This window comes from Marinomonas sp. S3726 (assembly GCF_000967665.1).
Classification (GTDB): domain Bacteria; phylum Pseudomonadota; class Gammaproteobacteria; order Pseudomonadales; family Marinomonadaceae; genus Marinomonas.
Map to the genome: position 1 here is coordinate 177,644 of NZ_JXYC01000012.1, position 20,039 is coordinate 197,682.

A 20,039-nucleotide genomic window follows, 5' to 3' on the forward strand; every position below is an offset into this window, starting at 1 on the left:
CTTACAAAGACTTGGTAAGACCGACTTAAAAAGTCTCGAGTAATTAGTAAATCATACTGAAGCGGTGAGTAAACTAGCCGCGCTATTATAAGCGTTTTTGATCTTTTTTCTATTGGAGTAAGTTGTTTTTAATGGCTTTTCTTTGTCATATGGCAATATTTTTATGAGTAAGTTTTCTTTTTATATGGCCCATGGTGCGGGTCTTGGACATAGTGGTGGTTTTTTAGACAAATTTGGCGTGACATTTTGTCGCACACAAAAAATGAACTATTTGCCACTTACCTTTGAATATATGTCAGAAATCGAGGCCAGTGGTAAGCGTAGACCACCAACACGGTTTCCACAACTTGTCGATGAGTTTCGAAATAAGTTAGACCAAAATGCTTCTTTAAACTCACTTGTTGTAGCTGGTAAATCCATGGGTGGGCGTGTTGCATCGCAACTATCGTCAGATGAAAGAGTGGCAGCAATTGTGTGTTTAGGGTTTCCGTTTTATCAACAAGGTAAGCCAGAAAAACATCGCTTGTCTTTTTTACATGAAATTAACAAACCTTGTTTGATCATACAGGGGACTCGTGATGCATTTGGTAAGCCTGAATGGGTTAAACAACAAACGTTAAACCCAAACATTAAAGTGCATTGGTTTGAAGGCGCTGATCATGATTTTAATATGTTAAAATCGCTGAACAAAAATCAATCGCAAGTCATTGAAGAAATCAATGACGTAATTAAATCTTGGGTTGACTTAGACTTTAATATTGAAGCTTGAAATTAAAATGGGGATATGAGTAATAATGGACACTATAGAACATGATAGTTTTTTGGATGCAGTTGGGCTTTATTGTCCAGAGCCTGTCATGCTTTTGCACGTTGAAATGAGAAAGATTAAAGCTGAGCAAATACTTAAGGTTGAAGCGACTGATCCATCGACCACTCGAGATATTGTAAAGTTTTGCCAGTTTTTAGGGCATGAACTTATTCAGCAAAACGAAGAAGAAGGACACTTTTTTTATTGGATTAAGAAAAAGAAAAAGTGAATAAAGATATAACTTAGACTTGATTTTTATATAGTGGAGAAATAACAAAAAATCATATCTGTAATTGTTTGTTTTATACACGATTCTTACATACTCTCGACATTCCATAACAATAAAAAGCAATTTTGCGCACTTATAGGTCATTAATTTACGTTTAGTGTTTGTATTGTGCGCTTATAAATAAGGAATAGAATATGTTTAAGAAATCGTTAGCGATCGCCTGTATTGTTTCTTCCTCCCTTTGGTCTGCCAGCTCACAAGCTTGGTGGTTTTCATCTTCCGATGATGATTATACCCAAACAAAATATCCAATATTGTTAACCCATGGCATTTTAGGTTTTGATGAAATGTTAGGGGTCGACTATTGGTATAAAATTCCGCAGACACTTGAAGCAGAAGGTGCTGAGGTTTACACCACCCAGGTAGCAAATAGTCAGTCAGTTGAGGTTCGAGGCGAACAACTTTTGTCTGAAGTTCAAAATATTATTGCAGCAACAGGTGCGACCAAAGTCAATCTGATTGGGCATAGTCATGGTGGCCCTACAGTAAGATATGTTGCTTCGGTGAGACCTGATCTAATTGCTTCAGTCACCTCTGTGGGTGGCGTTAATAAAGGCTCTGATGTTGCAGATTTTGTAAGAAATGCTGTTCCAGAAGATTCAGCAGCTGAAGCGGTATTAGCTGGATTGACGACAGCATTAGCAACTGTGATTGATTATTTATCTGCAGGTGGTTATGAGCAAGATGTTCTTTCCATGCTTACTTCTTTAACGACCGAAGGCTCATTAGCATTTAATCAAAATCATCCTCAAGGTATTCCTACAACAGCATGTGGTGAAGGTGAATATAGTGTTAATGGTGTAAATTACTACTCTTGGAGCGGCGCGAGTGCGTTTACGAATGCACTAGACCCAAGTGATTACTTTCTTGGTTTAACATCTGTGTTAATTGACGACAGTAAAAATGATGGCCTGATTGAAAGCTGTGATAGTAATCTTGGTATGGTTGTTCGAAATGATTACAGCATGAACCATCTAGATGAGGTAAACCAATTCTTTGGTATACATCACTTGTTTGCAACTGATCCTTTAACCGTCTATCGCACACATGCTAATCGTCTTAAAAATGCTGGCCTTTAATGATTGGTGAGTTATGAATATTTCCCTAACTAAGAAAGTCTGCTTAATCGTGTTTGGTGGACTTGCATTTCTTGGTTTGGCGAAGTGGACAGGTGTTGCTTATCAAGCAGCGCCTGTCTTACAGACCAATCAAGATCAAGGCTCTTTAACCAATAACCAAATTTCAAATAAATCAGTTGAATCATTCGTTTTGTCATCTTCAGAAAAAGCCGACATAAAGGCTCAACTGAATGTTGCACAAAATAATGAATACAATCGCTTCAAAGATAAATTTGAATGGATAGGCTCACAATCCTCGTTAAGGGGAACCAGTATAGCTGGCTCATATCCTATTGATGCAGAGGGGCATTTACTTCCTCATATTAGTATTAAGCATAGATTTGATTATTTTATGACGCTGCTTGGTGAATTATCGTATGAACAACTCATTGAGTTAATAAAAGAAGATATCAAGCAATCACTTGAAGAGCCTGCTCTTAGTGAGGCGCTTTCATTGCTGGAAAATTATCAGGCTTATAAATATGCATTAAAGGCATTAGATGATGAATTTTCAAACTATCAAGTTAGCCTAAATGATAAGACTGCAATCATAAATAGGCAGATTAGCTTATACCAAGAAATAGATAAATTGCGCTATGAATATTTTGAACTTGATTATCGGTTGGCATTCTTTGCACAAGATATTGCAGATGAACAAGCGTTAATCGCAAATTTACAAGGTAATGATACAAACCGTGAAGAGGATAAAACCAAACTTAGTGGCTTAATAAATACACTAGAACTAACGAGTAAGGAAACGGGAGAAAGCTTATTTGATCTACAAGTAAAAGAGTTCGGAGTGGAAGCCGCCCAAAGGCTTGCTAATGTTAGAGAGTCGCGAAATGAGCTTAATACAAGAGTTAAAGAATATTTAAAGCAAAAGGAAGGTATCTTAAATTCAGGTCTATCTACCCAAGATCAAAGTTTAGAATTAAAGTACTTAATTGAATCAAGCTTCAGTTTAAGTGAGCAAAAGCGACTTAATGCTTTGGTTGCTATGCTAGAGTAATAACAAACTTGTGTTGTTGTTAACTTATTGATTTATTGTGAAATTTATTTAAAATTAAAGATTTTAATAAATTATTAGTAGATAAACTCCTTCGACTAACTAGTTGACACCTTCAATTTGTCTAGGCAATATCACGCAAAATTTGCTTAACAGCAATACATATTTAGTTAGTCGGGGTGCTCTTTTTGAGCTGAGACTGAGGTTCGCCTCTAGACCCGTTGAACCTGACCCAGTTAATACTGGCGTAGGGAACTGGCAAGCCTCATCTCTTTTAGACAATTTCGATCTGTCTGTCTTTTTTAGGCTCCAGTTTTAATTAGGAGCCTTATATGCAAACGCGCAATCAACCTTATATTTCGTTAACTATTGCTGGATCTGATAGTGGTGGTGGAGCAGGTATTCAAGCCGATATTAAAGCCATGTCTGCAACTGGGTCATTTGCATGTTCAGTGATCACAGCATTAACAGCGCAAAATACGCAAGGTGTTAGCGCCATACATCCTGTGCCGCAATCGTTTGTTGAAGATCAGCTTGAGAGTATTTTTTCTGATATGAAAGTTGATGCCGTTAAAATTGGCATGCTGTCAGATGCAGATACAATTCTCATGATTGCTCAAATACTAAAAAAGTACCAACCAAAAGCAGTAATTTTAGATCCTGTTATGGTGGCAACAAGCGGCGATGTACTTTTAGAATCGCAAGCAATTTCAAGCCTCGTTAATCACCTCATTCCTTTGGCTGATTTAATCACGCCAAACCTGTATGAAGCGCAAGTCTTATTAGGTAGAGATCTTAACGCTTTTCCGAAATCTAATGCAGAGTTAGAAAGTACAGCCAATGCTCTTTTGTCGCTTGGCTCTCAAGGCGTTTTATTAAAAGGAGGGCATATGGACACTCAAGACAGCACAGATGTTTGGGTGACCGAAAATCAAATTGAGTACTTTTCTAAAACAAGGGTGGTCACAACTAACACTCATGGAACGGGTTGCACCTTATCTTCAGCTATAACGAGCTATCTGGCACAAGGCTTGTCTATGTCTGAATCGATTAGAAAAGCTAAGGAATATATTTCACAAGCTTTAGTCGCCGCTAAGAATTATCAATTAGGTCAAGGTAGCGGGCCTGTTGATCACTTTTTTATGCTTAAGGCGTGATAGATGTCAGCTTGTAATGTTTTAGCATCAAACCTCACTAAACAAAATGAATACCTAGTAACAGCTAGTCTCAAGTATGAGGCTAGTCAAAGCTATATCTACCAAGATATCGAGCTCAGATTACCGTTAAATCAAGTGACCTGCTTGTTAGGTCAAAGTGGCTGTGGCAAGTCTAGCTTATTAAAGCATTTAGTTGGGCTACATAAGAATGCTTGTGTGAATGATTTATTGATACAAACAAGTGTGCATTCAAGTCTTGATGTAAAAGGCTTCCAGCATGAGCTCGCTTATATGGCGCAGCAGGATCTATTGCTGCCCTGGTTATCTGTTATTGATAATGTGCTGCTTGCTTATGATCTTAAGCGACCAATCTTGAAGAAAAAAAGTCAATTCAATCAGGCGTTAAAAAGTCGAGCGCAAGAAATTTTAGAGCAAGTCGGTTTACCTGATAAAGCTGATAAGAAAGTGTTTACCTTGTCAGGCGGTATGAGGCAGAGAGTCGCTTTAGCGAGAACCTTAATTCAAGATAAATCGATAATATTAATGGATGAGCCATTTTCGTCAGTTGATGCCATAACACGCGATAAGTTACAGCAGTTAAGTAGCCACCTATTAAAAAACAAGACTGTGCTTTTAGTGACACATGACCCACTTGAAGCCTTAGTTATGGGGCATAACATTTTACACTTTTCAAATAAAACTGAAAAAGAAACGACTCTCAAAACACTAGAGCCTATGCCTTTACCTAATTCTTTACCTCCACGAAATATTGGTAATGAAGTTTCTGGTTATCATGGGCAATTGATGCAGATAATGCAGGCAAGGCAATGAATAAATTTATCAATACAAGCTTTAGCCGAGTGCTCGTAATAAGTTTCCTACTAGTTTTATTTTGGTGGTTGATAGTAGCAGTAACTCAAGTTCCTAGCTTTATTCTTCCATCACCAGAGAAAGTTTTTACAAGATTTTGGCAGTTAACAGATGTGTTATACCCACATTTTTTGGTGACTCTAATTGAGATTGTCTTTGGTGTGTTGCTGGGAGTGTCAGCCGGATTAATTTTTGCGATTTTAATGGTTTACTTTAAGCCTGTTCGTATTTGGCTTTTGCCTGTATTGCTTTTCAGTCAGGCGATTCCTGTGTTTGCCATAGCGCCTATCCTAGTTCTTTGGTTTGGTTATGGGATAGTTTCGAAAGTCATTATGGCCGCGGTCATTATCTTCTTTCCTATTCTAATGACATCATTTGATGGTTTAAGGCAATCATCAAAAGACTATCTTGAGCTTGCTCAATCAATGCAAGCTAATCGTCTAAGTATTCTTTTTAGAATTCAACTTCCTGCTGCTTTACCTGTCATGGCGTCAGGGCTTCGAATGGCGATGGTTGTTGCCCCAATTGGCGCAATCATAGGAGAGTGGGTTGGCTCATCTCAAGGGTTGGGCTACTTCATGCTTTATGCCAATGCGCGAATGCAAGTGGCAGATATGTTCGCAGCACTATTCGTATTATGTCTACTTTCGATTTCACTTTATTACCTTGCTGATCAGTGTCTCAAGAAACTGATTTTTTGGCAGCAAGACAATAGTTAATAGCACCCAGTTATCACCCTTAAATAAGAGAAATATTATGTCTATGTTAAAGAAGTTAAATGCATTAATAGCGGGTTCATTACTCAGTTTGAGCGTTCAGGCTCAAGAGAGTATTGATGTGATGTTAGATTGGTTTGTTAATCCAGACCACGCTGCTTTGATTATCGCGGAGCAAAAAGGCCTGTTTAAAGATCAGGGTTTAAAGGTTAACTTGCAAGAACCAGCAGACCCTAGCATGCCTCCTAAATTGGTTGCTGCGGGTAAGGTTGATTTTGCAGTGACTTATCAGCCTGAACTAATACAAGATGTAGCTCACGGATTGCCACTTACTCGTATTTCAACCTTGATAGCAACACCACTTAACACGCTGATGGTTTTGAAAGATGGTGATATCAACTCATTAGCTGACCTTAAAGGTAAGTCTATTGGTACTGCTATTTCTGGTGGCGTCAGCGAAGCAACAATCGGTGTAATGCTTGAGAACTCAGGTCTAAGTTTAAGCGATGTATCTGTCATTAATGTTGGTTGGGCTTTATCCAGCTCTTTGGCATCTAAAAAAGTTGATGCCATCTATGGTGGATATCGTAACTTTGAAATGCATCAGCTCGCGATGGAAGGTTTTGAAGGTAAAGCATTTTTTGTAGAAGAAGAGGGCGTGCCTCCATATGATGAGTTAGTTGTTGTTGCAAACTCTCGTTCAGTTAATAAAACACAAGTAGCTAAGTTTAATCGAGCGCTAGAGCTTGCCACTCAATACATTGTTAACCACCCAAATGAAGCTTGGGAGTTGTTCAAGTCATACAAAAAAGATCTTGATACCAAGCTTAATCAGCTTGCATGGAAAGATACCTTGACTCGATTGGCGCTCCGCCCAGCGGCTTATGATGCTAATCGCTACCAATCCTATGCTGAGTTCTTACAGTCAGCTGGCATTATTTCAAAATTACCAAATACTAACGACTACCTTTTTTAATTGGTACTTAACCTATTTTAAATTTAGGGTTTTAGCGCAAGTTTAAGTGTTAAGGCCCTTTGGAGTGATTTATATGTCAGATGCAAACACGATTAGTGAAAGCTTGATGTCACTAAAAGGGTTAAATCGCCTTAGTGAAATGTTAGTGAAACCAAATGAAAAGGACTGGTTAGCTTATACGCAGCATGACTTTGTTAATCAGTTAGCGACAGGTGTCTTATCAAAGCCCGCTTTTCAGCATTATTTACAGCAAGATTATTTGTTCCTTAAACAATATGCCAGAGCTTATGCGCTTGCTATTTATAAAAGTGATTCGATTGAAGATATGCTGCCCAATCTTTCCTGTTTAACTGGTTTGGTAGAGCATGAAATTCAATTGCATATTAATTGCTGTAAAGAATGGGGGCTTGAAGAGAAAGCGCTTGATGAGCTAGACGAAGGTGTTGCGACTGTTGCTTATACGCGTTTTGTACTAGATGCAGGTCAAGCAGGCGATCTTACCGACTTACTTGTTGCTCTCGCTCCTTGTGCGTTAGGTTATGCTCAAATTGGATTCAGTCTAGATCAAGATGTCATAACCTTGAAGCAAGGCAATCCCTATTTAGAATGGATAGAAACCTACGCATCAAGTGAGTTTATTGAGTCTGCTTTGGCACAAATGGCACATCTAGAAAGCTTATTGCAAAATATCCCTGCTGACTCACCTAGATGGGTTAAATTAAGTCGCATTTTTGCCACTGCAACTAGAATGGAAGCTGCATTTTGGCAGCAAGGCTTAGATGTCAATGAAGGTTAATATTGTCGGTGCTGGTGTGGCTGGGCTTTCCCTTGCTTGGCAACTCGTGCAGCAAGGTGTTGAGGTTGAAATGTTTGAGCGAGGAACAAGAGTGGGTGAAAAAGCCTGTTCTTGGTTTGCTGGTGGCATGCTTGCACCATGGTGTGAAGCTGAAAATGCCGAACCTGTTGTACTCGAATATGGTAAAGAGTCATTGGCTTGGTGGCAAAATGCATTAGGTGAAGGCTTTGTAGATGCCAAAGGAACTTTGGTTTTTGCACAGCAAAGGGATAAAAAAGAGCTAAAACGTTTTGCAAGACGAACACAAGCTTATGAGGTTGTTGGTCACGATGTTATTTCAAGTCTAGAGCCTGACTTAGCCTCTCAATATCAAGAAGCGCTATTTTTTAAAGATGAAGCGCATTTAGATCCTAGAAAAGCCTTAATCAGATTGACAGAAGTTGTTCAGGCGTTAGGCGTTAAAATCAACTTTGAACAAGAAATCGAGCCAGAGGATCTACTGCCAGAAAAAGTAGTGGATTGTAGAGGCTATAACGCCGCTAAAACTGTGCAAAGCCTAAGACCTGTTAAAGGTGAGATGTTGTTGGTGAAAACCAATGAAATAAGCCTTTCTCGCCCTGTTAGGCTGCTCCATCCAAGAATTCCTTTATATGTTGTTCCGCGTGATGATCAGCATTTTATGATAGGCGCCACCATGATTGAAAATGGGCATGGTCATCAGTTTAGTGTGCGCTCAATGTTAGAGTTGCTTGGTTCTGCTTATGCATTGCACTCAAGTTTTGCAGAAGCTGAAATTATTGAAATGGGCGTTGATTTGAGACCCGCTTTTATCGACAACTTACCTAGAGTTGAGCGAGACAATAATATTTGGCGTATTAATGGTCTATATCGTCACGGTTATTTGTTAGCGCCTTACATGGCGAAACTCGCAGCGGATTCCATTTTTAGTGATACGCATGAAATTGAAAAACTCGCTGATTTCAAGATAAAGGAAGATAGGGTATGAAGATATATTTAAATGGTGTTGAGACGACGGTAGAGCATACCGAACTTGAGGCCGTACTTATTCAATTGGGTTATCAGGAAGTGACGATAGCGACCGCAATTAATGGTGATTTTGTGCCTTTATCTCTGCGTAAAAATACTCAGATTAATGAAGGCGATAAACTTGAAGTATTAGCGCCGATGCAAGGTGGATAGAATGTTAGAAGTTTACGGTGAAAAATTTACCAATAGATTGCTTTTAGGTAGTGCGCAATACCCATCGCCGGCTATCTTGTCGGAGTCAATCAAGCAGAGTCAGAGTCAAATTGTCACAGTATCATTAAGACGCGAAAGTGGGGGCGACCATGCTGGTCAAGCATTCTGGCAAATCATCCAAGATTTAAAGCTTAAAGTGTTGCCCAACACAGCCGGTTGTTACACGGTAAAAGAAGCGGTGACGACAGCACATATGGCGCGTGAAGTTTTTAATACAGACTGGATTAAATTAGAGGTTATAGGTGAAGAAGACACGCTGCAACCTAACGTTTTTGAATTAGTTGAAGCTGCTAAAATTTTAGTCGCGGATGGCTTTAAAGTATTCCCATATACCACGGACGATCTCATTGTTGCCGATAAGCTACTACAGGCAGGTTGCGAGGTGTTAATGCCTTGGGGGGCGCCTATTGGTTCAGGTCGAGGTTTAAATAACCCATATGCATTAAAAACTATGCGTTCGCATTTTCCTGATACGCCTTTAATTGTTGATGCTGGTATCGGGGTGCCATCTCATGCTGCTCAAGCTATGGAAATGGGGTTTGACGCTGTTCTTCTTAATACTGCTGTTGCGGGTGCTGGCGATCCAGTTGCAATGGCTAAAGCATTTAACTTGGCAATAGAGGCTGGCCTGCTAGCTTATGAGGCAGACCCGATTGATGCGAGAGATATGGCGGAGCCTTCAACTCCTATGATGGGGAAAGCTTTTTTAAGCTAATTCATTAGGAGCTATTAGAGTAGCTCCATGATTGTAAAAATTTGATGAGAAATAGAATGAAGAGCGCAATGACACAGCTAGATAGATTTTATCCCATTTTTGACTCTTATGATTGGCTCGAAAGACTGGTGCCATTAGGTATCAAGCTAGTGCAGCTTAGAATTAAAGATGAAAGCCAAGAGAGTATTAAATCTCAGATAGTAAAAGCGAAAGCATTATGCCATCAATATGAGTGTCAGTTGGTGATTAATGATTATTGGCAATTGGCGATAGAGCTAGGTTGTGATTATGTGCATTTAGGTCAAGAAGATTTAGATGTGGCTGACATTGAGGCAATTAAATCTGCAGGCATTAAATTAGGTATCAGTACCCATTGTGACGAAGAGTTAGAAAGAGCGCTGTTATTAAAACCGGATTACATCGCTTTAGGTCCTGTATATCCCACTATTTTGAAGAAAATGAAATGGCATCAACAAGGTGTCGAAAAGTTAACGCTTTGGAAAGAGCGAATTGGAGATGTTCCACTAGTGGCTATTGGTGGCATGACAATCGCTAGAGCAGAAGGTGCTTTTGACGCTCAAGCAGATAGTGTGGCAGCCGTTACAGATATTACCTTGAATCCAAGTCCAGAATCACAAGTACAAGCCTGGTTAAAAGCCACTCGATTGTAAATTTGGTTTTATATCAACTTATTGTGTTGGGTGAAAAATACCCAATTCTCGCTCGAATTTAGCTTGGCTGTGTATTTTTGGATAAAAAACATACAGCTAAGCCTATCCCCTCGTATTTTTCCTTTTGTTTAATAAATATACATTATCTTTGATAAATCCTGACCAAAAGGTCATGTAGTGATCTTTTGGTTTCAAAATATGAACCCGAGTTAAAAATGAACCCCATGTAATACTGCTTTGGCATAAGCCTTGTAGGTTAATTATTCACCAAATGTGATGTTAACTAATTAACTTAAAAGGAAAGATGTATGAAAGCACCAATTACAAGCTTATTACTACTTGGTAGTAGTTTGGGCTTCGCTGAGTTACAAATATCTGAAGTTCTTTACGACACACCAGGGACAGATTCAATTGAAGAGTGGATTGAAATCTACAATGCTGGGTGTGGGCAAGTTGATTTATCGAGTTATCAACTTAAAGATAATGGGGCAACTCATACCTTATCAGGAACTTTGGCAGCAAATACTTATTTTACCATTGCTAAAAGCTCAAGTGGGTTTGAGGCTATGTATGGTTTTTCACCGGACGCCTCTGGATTGGCTCTGTCCTTAGGGAATTCGGGCGATTATGTTGAACTTTATAATGGTGGTGATCTTGTTGATCTAGTGGCATGGGAGGGCAAGGTTTCAGGTTGGAATATTTCTGCTCAACATGTTTCTTTGTACCGTACTCAAACATCATCAGTGACAACGTCTTCTAATTGGGCAACAAGTAGTATCGATACCCCATCTACTGGCAACTTAACCCAAGATTGCAGTGGTGCAAGTGCAGGTGGTTCAGCTACTTATTCAGGTGATTATTATGATTCAGTATTAAACTTGTCTGGTGCTAGTTTAAAAGCTGCATTGCAAGATTTACTTGAATCAAACCATACCAAGCTTAGTTACAGTGAAGTGTGGGATGCACTTCAATACACAGATGAAGATTTAACGAACAGCAATAATGTTGTTTTGCTCTATACAGGTCGTAGCCATTCAAAAACGGATAGAGATGGACAGTCTGGGTTTGATAATGACAGTTGGAATAGAGAACATGTTTGGCCTAAATCTTTAGGTTTCTCTTCAACCTCACAATACGGCTATACGGATATTCACCATATTAGGCCCACTGATAAAACGGTAAACAGTTCACGTTCAAACAAAGATTACGATGAAGGCGGTAGCGCACAAGGAGAGGCTGCTGATACCTATGCAACAAGTGAGAGTTTTGAACCAAGGGATGAGGTGAAAGGGGATGTTGCCCGTATGATTTTTTATATGGATGTTAGATATGACGGTTCTGACGGTAATATGAGTGATTTGTATCTAGTCAATAATACTAGTTCAGAAACGGATGATCCCTTCTTTGGTGTTGTTTGTACCTTGTATACTTGGCATCAAGAAGATGCTGTTGATTCAAATGAAATGACTCGTAATGATCGTATTCAAGAGTGGCAGGGCAACCGTAACCCTTTGATTGATCACCCAGAGTGGGTAGATGAGTTCTACTCTAGTCAATGTAACTAGCTGACATAGCGTATAAATGTGGCTGATAAGGATGTCGGCCCTAATTAAGCTAATGCTGATAGATTTAAAAAGAAATGTAACTTATTGTTTTTATGAGGGTAAATGTAAGCTATTGTACCTCAGTGTATATATCTTTTGTGCTGGTCATCTGATATCTTGCTTAGTTAACAATTAAAAACATCATTAGGATAAATTTAAAGTATTTTCAGTGCTTATAAAGTGAGTGCTTAAAAGTGAATTTATCTACAAAAATGAATTGAGTCACGATTAACAGTCGTATTTTTGACTATGGTGTTATCTGTGTTAACTATTCATATAAGGGCATTATGATGAGTAAGGATGTAGCATTAAATGAACATCTCTATTATACAGAAGAGAATTTAGACAATATCCTTGAAAACCTTGATATTGTTCGTCGACAAATTTTCCCCAATCTGGATCCAGAAAGCGATATAAACGACCAAAACTTTCCTTCAGTCTGCCTTATTGGCTTAGGGCGTTGTGGTTCTAATATTGCGTTAGATGTAGCTACTCTTGTCTATAACGCTCGTAGTAATTATATGGCAGATTTAGAACTACAGGATAAAACCAATGCAGAAGGTGAATTTCGTCCTATGCGATGGATTCAGAAGCACCTTCCAATTGAGATAAAAGGGGAGCCAAGACCTGTTTTCTTAATTGAGCCTGTGGTTATGCTGGGTGACCTTGATAAAGATATAGAAGGTAGAATTAGATTCTCTTCTCAAAATGGTCGCAGTAACTTTTTAGAAGAATATAAAAAGTTACAGATCATGGACCTCTCTGAAGTGCACGCTGGTGGTGCCGGTAACGCGCCTATCCTAGGTCAATATCTAGCAAAAATTATTCTTAATAAGAATACCAATAGCTTTAATAATAATGCTTGGCGTCATATGCATTCTTATTTAGTTGACTCTTGCGGTATTAAAGCCAACCAATCACGCCTTTATTTTTACATTTTCAGCGCTGGTGGTGGTACAGGTTCTGGTATGGCCTCTGAATTTGGTTTAGCGCAACAATACTCATATATGAGTAAGACGTTTGATTATCATTCTGCGCAGAGTAAAGTGGTTGATAAGAGGCATAGTTTTGTTTTTGAACCAATCTTTACCTCAGGTATTTGTATTCTACCTAATATCTCAGGCGACAAAATTGAAGTGTCTGAAGCGCTTCATATCAACGCCGGTCGTTTACTTTGTAAATACTTATCAGAAGAGTGGGACTTCTCATACAATGTTGAGAGAGAAGATCACGACCATCCAAGTAATGTGATGCAGCGTATTCGTCCGTGGAACTCTATGATGCTTATATCTAATGACATCATGCGTTACGCAGAAGAGAATGATGGGTCAGGTGAATCTGATATTGATGTGAATACCATGGAGAAATATGCCAACCAATATATTTCTCAACAGATATTCAACATCTTAACCGCACAAGCTGTTACCACAGATTATGATGAAGATTACTTCCGTCGTGCGGGTGTTGATATTGCTGAAACTATTCGTCTTGATGCGAATGACTTGTTCATGAGTTTGGCGGGTCCTGTAGCGATTGCTTATGCAGAAAGTGTTGTTACTAGCAGTAGCAAAGAAAACATCGATATTGATGACTTATTCTGTCGTTCGATTGACTTGCCACACTTTAACCAAGATACATCTGCGATTGAAGGTATCAGTATTTTACCTATTGAGTCTTCAAGCTACAGCGAAGCGCTGAAAAATTACCGTGACTCAGGTTATGATACGTCTAGCTTGAATCATCTGCATTTCTTCAAGAACTGCTCTTCGGTTGTTTCTATTATTTCTTTGCCTAAGGATTACAAGCTGTCCTTCACAGCATTGAACCGTTTAAAACTACATTTAAACAGCTTGTTCCCGAATACGACTTTGAAGCGTTATGCCTTGGTGATTGGCGCATCTGCAAACCTTTCATTAACTACCTTAGTTGCTAAGAGTCCTTGTCTAAGCGATGACTTCTTAACGCTTATGGTTGCTTATGTGAAACGATGTTTTGCACGTGATGAGTATCGTTTTAGTGATGAAGTCGATAAAGCTATCTTGAACTTCATTACCACAGAAGAGTTTGATGAAGATGAAGTTGATCGTTATTTCAATACTCATGAGAATCCAGCAAAAATCTTGGATACAAATTGGTATGCGATTAAGCCAATGTATGAGAAGAAGTACCGTGAATTAATTGACGAGCAAGATAAGTTTGTTTCAATTAATGATATTCGCTTAGATGTTGAGAATGTTAAAAAATCGATCAAGTATCTAAGAGAAATCTATCGTCATAGAGTAAGTAAAACAAATGTTCTTTCTCTTAATGTTTAACTTATTAAAGTGAAATATAAATAGAGTTTGAGCAAACAAAAAAAGGACGCGAAAGCGTCCTTTTTTTGTTTAATGTTTTAAACGAAGACTGGTCGGCTAACTAAACCTTGGTGACCAATAACACCCATATGGTTAGGGCATACGTGCTGCCAGCCTTTTGTTGAATGCTCTGAAGGTTCTGAGGCAAGCACTAGATGGCCATCAAAGAGTTTGTAATAAAGACTTGCTGGTTGGTCGTCGTTAGAATAACGAATTGTAGTCAGTTGTTCGCCATCAGAAATAACGGCGGTTAGTCTAAAAGCATCATCGATTTGATTATCAAGCATGATTTTCTCAATTTGCTTGATAGTGATTTGAACCGCTCGCTCAAGATCCTCTTCAAGGCCATTAGCTATTAACAGTAGGAAGATCAACTCGGAGTCGGTGGCACCTTTACGTTGATTGTAGAGGTGTTCTGGTATCAATCTGTCTAAATGCCAGCGAATGCTCTCATAGCCCCCAATTTGGCCATTGTGCATAAATAGCCAATTCTTATAGGCGAAAGGGTGGCAGTTTGAACGATTAGTTGCAGTACCTGTAGATGCTCGGACATGAGCAAAGAAAAGTTTGCTTTTGATATGAGCGCTGAGGCTCTTGAGGTTGCAGTCACTCCAAGCTGGCATGATTTCATGATAGAGCCCAGGCTCGCTTCTTTCATCATACCAGCCTAAGCCAAAACCATCTGCGTTCACAGTAACTTGCGACTTCCTTGCGCTTAGGCTTTGGTCTATCAAAGAGTGTTCAGATTCAAATAAAAGAGATTCAAGGTAGATCTCTTCTCCCATGTAAGCAACCCAGCGGCACATTGTTAATCTTCCTCTTTATTTCTTTTAGTTATAAGTATATATCTCGATCCCTGAGATATATTACAGTAAAAACAGCAAGGTTACATTTTGAAATACTCAATTTTGTCACAAAGTTGCTTAGCGAGTTTCGCTACTTTAGCCGCATCATCAGTAATTGTATGAATTGACTGAGTAGACTTAACCGCTATCGCAGCAATGTTACTAACATTGGTGTTTACTTCAGATGTTACGCTCGCTTGTTGCTCTGCTGTTGCTGAGATTCGGTTATTCATGTCACGAATCTTAGACACTGAGTTATTAATGCTTTCAAGAGATGTTTCTTCTTCTTTAACTACATCGACAACATTGGTTGAGATAGTATGGCTAGACTGCATTGCTTTAACTGCTTGGCTAGTACCTGATTGCAATTTACTAATCATTTGTTCAATTTGTTGTGTTGCATCCTGGGTGTTTTGCGCCAAGGTTCTTACTTCATCCGCTACCACTGCGAAGCCTCTACCTTGTTCACCTGCACGAGCGGCTTCAATGGCAGCATTTAATGCAAGTAGGTTAGTCTGCTCTGCAATACCCAAAATCACATTTAGAATTTGAGTGATATTGTTGGTATCTTCTTCAAGCTTGTTGATTGTTTGAGCAGCAGTATTAATTTCAGAAGCAAGGTTCTCGATTGAACTAATTGTACCAATAACAATTTTATGGCCTTCATCTGCAGAGAGTGCAGCATCCTGAGCGGCAGAGCTGGCATCAGACGTAGATTCAGAAACATGCATAGCAGTTGACTGAATTTCATTGATTGCTTGCGAAATTAAATCTGTTTCAGACTGTTGCTCTTCAACCATTTTAGATGAGTTCTTAGTCTCTTCATTAAGGTTGTCAGCAGCTTCAGTCAGCATGTGGCTAGATAAAGAAACATCATTCAGTATGCTGCTTAATTGTTCAACTAAAGTGTCCATCGCAATTTCAAGCTGACCGATTTCATCTCGTTTAGCAGCAGAGCGCTGGCTTGAGCTCTTATGAGTTAAATTACCAGCAGCAATTTCTTTCGCACGATTAACAGATTTCTGTAATGCACTGGAGATATTGCCGACCATCAATAAGCTGATCACGATACCAACAGCAATTGCAATAAAAGCAACGATAGAAGAGGTAATTAAATTCTGTTCTAGTTGATCATTTTGCTCTTGGTTTACCTTGGTGACATAAGCATCAATTTTAGCAATGATCTGCTCCATGTCTGTATTTACTGCTTCTAAGCTAGCTTTAGCTGCTTTACGGCTTCGGTTAGCCTGCATAGTCTTAAGCTTGGTCCACCAACTATAAGTGGTACTACTGGACTCCAAGAAAGCGACTTGGTTCTCTTTAAGTGTATCAATGAGAACAAGCAACTCATCTAGCTCAGTGTTTCTTGGCATAACGCCTAAGATATTGGTTACTTCTACTAGGCTAAGTTCTAATTCGCTTGTGAACTCTTTAAACGCTTCGGCTGAACCTGCAATTTGTTCAACACCATAGCCACTTAATGACTTAGCAATGGAAACCTGAAAATAACCACGCTCAAACTCAACCGATTGTTTAAGAAGTAATTGACGACTTTTTTCTAGGTTTTTAACTAACTCGAGACTGTGCGTTGAAAGGGTATTAAGCTCTTGCGCTACTTTTTTGCTTGAATAAGCAGAGTTGATAGTGAGCGCAATGATAAGAACCGCGAAGAGAGCTACTAATGAGAGGGTCTTCGTTTTAACGGATAAGTCTAACATAGTCATCTTTACCTAAACATTTAATGATTCGTCCCTGTTTTATAATTGATTTTGACCCAGAACATCCTGCTGTACGAGGGTATTTTTACAATCGATTACACTGATCAAGCTAAAGTTTACAGTTAATCAGCAAAAATAAAAGCGAATTTATAGTTATACAAAAATAAATTATTGTGATTAATGTGATTTATATCAGAAGCCTAAGGCAAGTTTAGTTAATAAAATCTTGACTTGCGAATTCATAATGCGAAATAAAATTCGGTTTTGGTATAAGCAAAATACTTACTTAATAGCGACAATAATTATGCATTTAAGACATGAGCTTAAAGCTAAAAAGGTATCTTAAAGGTGAAGCTTAGGTGGGATAATTGACTTTTAATAGGGTTGAAAAGAGTTTTAAATAAAAACAATAAGAGTGCGATTATGCTCGCACCCTTATATTGAGTAATGAGTTAAACCATAGGTTTAGAATTAACAAATACCTTGTCGTCTTTCGCTTCAAAGAAAAAGCAGTTACGACGATTAGTATGGCAAGCAGGGCCTTTTTGCTCAACTTTAAGCAAAATGCAATCACCATCACAATCAAATGACATAGAAACAAGTGTTTGCCTGTGACCGGAGCTTTCGCCTTTACGCCAGTATGTTTGACGTGAACGTGACCAATAACAAACTTGCCCTGTTTCAAGGGTTTCTCTGATAGAGGCTTCATTCATATAAGCCAGCATTAATACTTCACCCGTATCATGCTGCTGTGCAATGGCAGCAATCAAACCTGCATCATCTTTTTTTAGGTTGCTTAATACTTGATCTAACTCTAATTCAGAACCCTGCGGAAGGGTTTCAAACGCTTTTAAGCTCATACATTTACTACCTTATTGGAAATTGCGCCTTTGCCAATGCCTTCATAGGCATGTACTTCGATATCGTGACCTGGGTTTTCGTTTGCTAGCACCTTAGCTACATGGCTAGAAAGAGATTCAACGGTTGTATCCGTATGTACCATGTAAGTTTGAGAACTTCTAATAATTAATTCAAAATGACCTTGTTGGCTTTCATAAGCAAAATGATGGAAGCGGTGGCCATCTTCACTAATAATGCCAATTAAATCTTCCTCTGAACCTATGTAAATATCATGCCAGCGTTTAGCCCAGTCATTTTCTAATGACTCAGACTTCTCACCATCTTTGTAGATATCAATGGTTGATCTATGGCCATGAGCAATACGCTGGCAATTACCGGTATGCTTTTTAAGTCCGTGGCTGTACTGATATTGCGCACCTTCAATCTTTTCAGGTGTGAAAGTAATGCGCACACGAGCAAGATCGGCAGGCAGAATCGCCATGATTTGATCTTCACACCAAGTTGCCGCAGCTTCTGGTGTAATCACATCCATAGGCAAGAGGCAAAAAGCCTGTTTCGGAGCCGCACAGTAAAAATGGTTTTTACCGCCTTTGTCGAACTCAAAGATGTGCTTATCTTCATTGTCAGTATTCATAGACACTGACGTGTTTTGATGGGGGATAGCTAAGCAATGATCGATGTTTTCATCTAACCACTTTTTAATCAGCTTTTTAACGATACTGAAATCGCACACCATGCTCTCATCGTTTAAATTACCTTCAAGTAACACATCTGTTTGCCAGCTTTCACCTAAAAGGCCACGATCAGTATCAAACAAAGAAAAGTCAACGTGGGTTAAGTTTTTAACGAAAAGCTTCAAAGGTAACTCCTAGTATGAAGTTGGCAAGGCCGAACAAAGAATAGTTAAATGAATAAGGAATAATTAGCGAGGTATTTTACGCAATAAAAGCCGCTATATCTAATACTTCCTGTACGTATGGTTAGATATTGGATATATAAATTAATTTTATCTATAGAGAAGGGTAAAAATCTTAGCAAAGGGCAAAGCTGACTAATAGGTTGGAACTTATTGATTTATAAAAGAAGTGTCTAAAAAACAAACAAGCTTTAAGTATTTGAAAAATAGTAAAAAAGACTGTTGCCAAATTGAATTAGCTAGGTATAATTCGCTCCAAGGTCAAGCAGAGATCTCCTCAATGGTACTTCTGCTGGTCCTCTCGCAACATGAAGTCGTTAATCTGGTCAGGTCCGGAAGGAAGCAGCCACAGCGATGGATTTGTGTGCCGAGATGCGGCTGGTGGAAGTGCCTCCAATATCTTCGTAATACCTCTCATAACTTATTTAAAAAATCTCCTTATTTAATTCTCAAAAATTAGATTTATATTGTATTATTCCTTTGGTTTTTAAATCTAAAGTTCAAAATTAGCTTTCTACACTCAAAACTCATAATTTCTCTAGCATTTTTAATGCAAATTCCCAAAAAATATTTCTCAATACTACCGTCTTAGTCGAGTGAACTGTAAGAGAACTAAATGGTATCTCTTTCATCGATCTTGAAGAAGCCGCACTCACCAAGAAGCAAATTATCTGCAGTAGATCCTTTGGTGAGCGCATATTAGAAAAGCAGTTAATGCGCGAGGCTATTTGCAAGTATGTGACGCGTGCAGCAGAGAAGCTCAGAGGTGAGAAGCGTTTAACTAAGTCAGTTAGTGTGTTTATTAGAACAAGCCCTTTTAGCAAAGGTGAGCCGCATTACTCAAACTCAATAGCAACTGAGTTACCAACCCCCCCCCGATGACACCCGTGATTTATTAGAAGTTGCTGAAGTTCTGTTAGATAGAATTTGGCGATCTGGTCACAGGTATGCAAAAGCGGGCGTCATGCTTATGGACTTCTATGAGCAAGGAACTTACCAAGGCGACATGTTTAGGCCTCATGAAGGTAAAAAGAAGTCTAAAGAGCTTATGAACGTAGTTGATAAGATTAACCATAGCGGCTTAGGGAATGTCTTCTTTGCTGCTCAGGGTGTTACGCCGCAGTGGTCTATGAAGCGTGAGCACCTATCACCAGCCTACACCACACGGTGGAGTGATCTTAAAGTTGTGAGGTGAATGTTTGTTCACTTTTTGATTGCTGATAGCATCGCTTAGTTAGAAAGGCTTTTAGTAGGTAAGCTGCCTTTCCTTTTAAGAATTAATCAGATGAGACGTTTTGAGTGCGGTGTATAAACCGTGCCAACCGAGCTTGCACATTATTAAGCTGATATATTGTTTCA

The 20,039-nt window shown here is 38.9% G+C and carries 21 protein-coding genes, 1 other RNA gene and 1 riboswitch; of the genes, 18 read left to right on the top strand and 4 right to left on the bottom strand.

Features of this window, described 5'->3' with window-relative positions; translation table 11 throughout:
- Window positions 1-163: 163 nt before the first annotated feature.
- The 15 genes from TW85_RS11470 to TW85_RS11540 all read left to right on the top strand — a co-directional run bounded on the left by TW85_RS11470 (window position 164) and on the right by TW85_RS11540 (window position 14,301).
- Window positions 164-769 carry an alpha/beta family hydrolase gene (locus TW85_RS11470; protein ID WP_046017253.1) on the top strand — a complete coding sequence of 202 codons (606 nt, stop codon included), beginning with the start codon at window positions 164-166 and terminating at the stop codon, window positions 767-769.
- 25 nt (window positions 770-794) lie between these two features.
- Complete coding sequence (gene tusA, locus TW85_RS11475) at window positions 795-1,037, top strand: sulfurtransferase TusA (protein WP_046017254.1); 243 nt, start codon at window positions 795-797, stop codon at window positions 1,035-1,037.
- A 194-nt stretch (window positions 1,038-1,231) separates the two neighbouring features.
- A complete protein-coding gene (locus TW85_RS11480) occupies window positions 1,232-2,176 on the top strand; it encodes a triacylglycerol lipase (RefSeq protein WP_046017255.1) in 945 nt (314 codons plus the stop codon).
- A gap of 13 nt (window positions 2,177-2,189) precedes the next feature.
- Entirely contained in the window at window positions 2,190-3,224 is a 1,035-nt protein-coding gene (locus TW85_RS11485) for a lipase secretion chaperone (RefSeq protein ID WP_046017256.1), read from the top strand.
- 162 nt (window positions 3,225-3,386) lie between these two features.
- A riboswitch (TPP riboswitch) is annotated at window positions 3,387-3,492 on the top strand.
- Between the two features lie 61 nt (window positions 3,493-3,553).
- Window positions 3,554-4,378 carry a bifunctional hydroxymethylpyrimidine kinase/phosphomethylpyrimidine kinase gene (thiD, locus tag TW85_RS11490; RefSeq protein ID WP_046017257.1) on the top strand — a complete coding sequence of 275 codons (825 nt, stop codon included), beginning with the start codon at window positions 3,554-3,556 and terminating at the stop codon, window positions 4,376-4,378.
- Between the two features lie 3 nt (window positions 4,379-4,381).
- Window positions 4,382-5,209, top strand: a complete 828-nt coding sequence (locus TW85_RS11495; protein WP_046017258.1) for an ATP-binding cassette domain-containing protein — start codon at window positions 4,382-4,384, stop codon at window positions 5,207-5,209.
- Entirely contained in the window at window positions 5,206-5,967 is a 762-nt protein-coding gene (locus TW85_RS11500; RefSeq protein WP_046017259.1) for an ABC transporter permease, read from the top strand. Before TW85_RS11495 ends, TW85_RS11500 begins: the two co-directional genes overlap by 4 nt.
- Window positions 5,968-6,004: 37 nt before the next feature.
- On the top strand, window positions 6,005-6,940 hold the full coding sequence (locus TW85_RS11505; protein WP_046017260.1) for an ABC transporter substrate-binding protein: 936 nt from the start codon (window positions 6,005-6,007) through the stop codon (window positions 6,938-6,940).
- A 73-nt stretch (window positions 6,941-7,013) separates the two neighbouring features.
- Complete coding sequence (locus TW85_RS11510) at window positions 7,014-7,736, top strand: TenA family protein (protein WP_202904853.1); 723 nt, start codon at window positions 7,014-7,016, stop codon at window positions 7,734-7,736.
- Entirely contained in the window at window positions 7,726-8,742 is a 1,017-nt protein-coding gene (locus TW85_RS11515) for an FAD-dependent oxidoreductase (protein WP_046017261.1), read from the top strand. The genes TW85_RS11510 and TW85_RS11515 overlap by 11 nt, the downstream gene beginning before the upstream one ends.
- Window positions 8,739-8,936, top strand: coding sequence for a sulfur carrier protein ThiS (gene thiS, locus TW85_RS11520; protein ID WP_046017262.1), 198 nt, complete (start codon window positions 8,739-8,741; stop codon window positions 8,934-8,936). Before TW85_RS11515 ends, thiS begins: the two co-directional genes overlap by 4 nt.
- 1 nt (window position 8,937) lies before the next feature.
- Entirely contained in the window at window positions 8,938-9,711 is a 774-nt protein-coding gene (locus tag TW85_RS11525; RefSeq protein WP_046017263.1) for a thiazole synthase, read from the top strand.
- A gap of 56 nt (window positions 9,712-9,767) precedes the next feature.
- Window positions 9,768-10,382 (top strand): thiamine phosphate synthase, encoded by a 615-nt coding sequence (locus TW85_RS11530; protein WP_202904854.1) that lies wholly within the window; start codon window positions 9,768-9,770, stop codon window positions 10,380-10,382.
- Between the two features lie 308 nt (window positions 10,383-10,690).
- Complete coding sequence (locus tag TW85_RS11535) at window positions 10,691-11,947, top strand: endonuclease (RefSeq protein WP_046017264.1); 1,257 nt, start codon at window positions 10,691-10,693, stop codon at window positions 11,945-11,947.
- A 329-nt stretch (window positions 11,948-12,276) separates the two neighbouring features.
- Window positions 12,277-14,301, top strand: coding sequence for a hypothetical protein (locus tag TW85_RS11540; RefSeq protein WP_197477716.1), 2,025 nt, complete (start codon window positions 12,277-12,279; stop codon window positions 14,299-14,301).
- 77 nt (window positions 14,302-14,378) lie between these two features.
- Here the strand turns inward: TW85_RS11540 and TW85_RS11545 are convergent, their stop codons facing one another.
- From TW85_RS11545 to TW85_RS11560, 4 genes are all read right to left on the bottom strand, one after another.
- Window positions 14,379-15,146, bottom strand: coding sequence for a class II glutamine amidotransferase (locus TW85_RS11545; RefSeq protein ID WP_046017266.1), 768 nt, complete (start codon window positions 15,144-15,146; stop codon window positions 14,379-14,381).
- Between the two features lie 80 nt (window positions 15,147-15,226).
- Complete coding sequence (locus tag TW85_RS11550) at window positions 15,227-16,903, bottom strand: methyl-accepting chemotaxis protein (protein WP_046017267.1); 1,677 nt, start codon at window positions 16,901-16,903, stop codon at window positions 15,227-15,229.
- Between the two features lie 452 nt (window positions 16,904-17,355).
- A complete protein-coding gene (hisI, locus tag TW85_RS11555; RefSeq protein ID WP_046017268.1) occupies window positions 17,356-17,763 on the bottom strand; it encodes a phosphoribosyl-AMP cyclohydrolase in 408 nt (135 codons plus the stop codon).
- Window positions 17,760-18,623 carry a 6-carboxytetrahydropterin synthase gene (locus TW85_RS11560; RefSeq protein WP_046017269.1) on the bottom strand — a complete coding sequence of 288 codons (864 nt, stop codon included), beginning with the start codon at window positions 18,621-18,623 and terminating at the stop codon, window positions 17,760-17,762. Before TW85_RS11560 ends, hisI begins: the two co-directional genes overlap by 4 nt.
- A 347-nt stretch (window positions 18,624-18,970) precedes the next feature.
- Here TW85_RS11560 and ffs point away from each other — a divergent pair.
- The 3 genes from ffs (at window position 18,971) to TW85_RS26475 (ending at window position 19,875) form a co-directional block, all read left to right on the top strand.
- An RNA gene (gene ffs, locus TW85_RS25840) (signal recognition particle sRNA small type) lies at window positions 18,971-19,067 on the top strand.
- Window positions 19,068-19,394: 327 nt separating this feature from the next.
- Complete coding sequence (locus TW85_RS26470; RefSeq protein WP_238326207.1) at window positions 19,395-19,562, top strand: hypothetical protein; 168 nt, start codon at window positions 19,395-19,397, stop codon at window positions 19,560-19,562.
- A gap of 82 nt (window positions 19,563-19,644) precedes the next feature.
- Window positions 19,645-19,875 carry a DUF4113 domain-containing protein gene (locus TW85_RS26475; RefSeq protein ID WP_052702112.1) on the top strand — a complete coding sequence of 77 codons (231 nt, stop codon included), beginning with the start codon at window positions 19,645-19,647 and terminating at the stop codon, window positions 19,873-19,875.
- Window positions 19,876-20,039 lie beyond the last annotated feature (164 nt).

Excerpts from the sequence above, each read along its gene's own strand:
- TW85_RS11545 (WP_046017266.1), bottom strand. The coding sequence starts at position 15,146 with ATGTGCCGCTGGGTTGCTTACATGGGAGAAGAGATCTACCTTGAATCT.
- thiS (WP_046017262.1), top strand. The coding sequence starts at position 8,739 with ATGAAGATATATTTAAATGGTGTTGAGACGACGGTAGAGCATACCGAA.
- tusA (WP_046017254.1), top strand. The coding sequence starts at position 795 with ATGGACACTATAGAACATGATAGTTTTTTGGATGCAGTTGGGCTTTAT.
- TW85_RS11540 (WP_197477716.1), top strand. The coding sequence starts at position 12,277 with ATGAGTAAGGATGTAGCATTAAATGAACATCTCTATTATACAGAAGAG.
- TW85_RS11525 (WP_046017263.1), top strand. The coding sequence starts at position 8,938 with ATGTTAGAAGTTTACGGTGAAAAATTTACCAATAGATTGCTTTTAGGT.
- TW85_RS11550 (WP_046017267.1), bottom strand. The coding sequence starts at position 16,903 with ATGTTAGACTTATCCGTTAAAACGAAGACCCTCTCATTAGTAGCTCTC.
- TW85_RS11505 (WP_046017260.1), top strand. The coding sequence starts at position 6,005 with ATGTCTATGTTAAAGAAGTTAAATGCATTAATAGCGGGTTCATTACTC.
- TW85_RS11535 (WP_046017264.1), top strand. The coding sequence starts at position 10,691 with ATGAAAGCACCAATTACAAGCTTATTACTACTTGGTAGTAGTTTGGGC.
- TW85_RS11530 (WP_202904854.1), top strand. The coding sequence starts at position 9,768 with ATGAAGAGCGCAATGACACAGCTAGATAGATTTTATCCCATTTTTGAC.
- TW85_RS26470 (WP_238326207.1), top strand. The coding sequence starts at position 19,395 with ATGCGCGAGGCTATTTGCAAGTATGTGACGCGTGCAGCAGAGAAGCTC.
- TW85_RS26475 (WP_052702112.1), top strand. The coding sequence starts at position 19,645 with ATGCTTATGGACTTCTATGAGCAAGGAACTTACCAAGGCGACATGTTT.
- thiD (WP_046017257.1), top strand. The coding sequence starts at position 3,554 with ATGCAAACGCGCAATCAACCTTATATTTCGTTAACTATTGCTGGATCT.
- TW85_RS11495 (WP_046017258.1), top strand. The coding sequence starts at position 4,382 with ATGTCAGCTTGTAATGTTTTAGCATCAAACCTCACTAAACAAAATGAA.
- TW85_RS11510 (WP_202904853.1), top strand. The coding sequence starts at position 7,014 with ATGTCAGATGCAAACACGATTAGTGAAAGCTTGATGTCACTAAAAGGG.
- TW85_RS11480 (WP_046017255.1), top strand. The coding sequence starts at position 1,232 with ATGTTTAAGAAATCGTTAGCGATCGCCTGTATTGTTTCTTCCTCCCTT.
- TW85_RS11485 (WP_046017256.1), top strand. The coding sequence starts at position 2,190 with ATGAATATTTCCCTAACTAAGAAAGTCTGCTTAATCGTGTTTGGTGGA.
- TW85_RS11470 (WP_046017253.1), top strand. The coding sequence starts at position 164 with ATGAGTAAGTTTTCTTTTTATATGGCCCATGGTGCGGGTCTTGGACAT.
- hisI (WP_046017268.1), bottom strand. The coding sequence starts at position 17,763 with ATGAGCTTAAAAGCGTTTGAAACCCTTCCGCAGGGTTCTGAATTAGAG.
- TW85_RS11500 (WP_046017259.1), top strand. The coding sequence starts at position 5,206 with ATGAATAAATTTATCAATACAAGCTTTAGCCGAGTGCTCGTAATAAGT.
- TW85_RS11515 (WP_046017261.1), top strand. The coding sequence starts at position 7,726 with ATGAAGGTTAATATTGTCGGTGCTGGTGTGGCTGGGCTTTCCCTTGCT.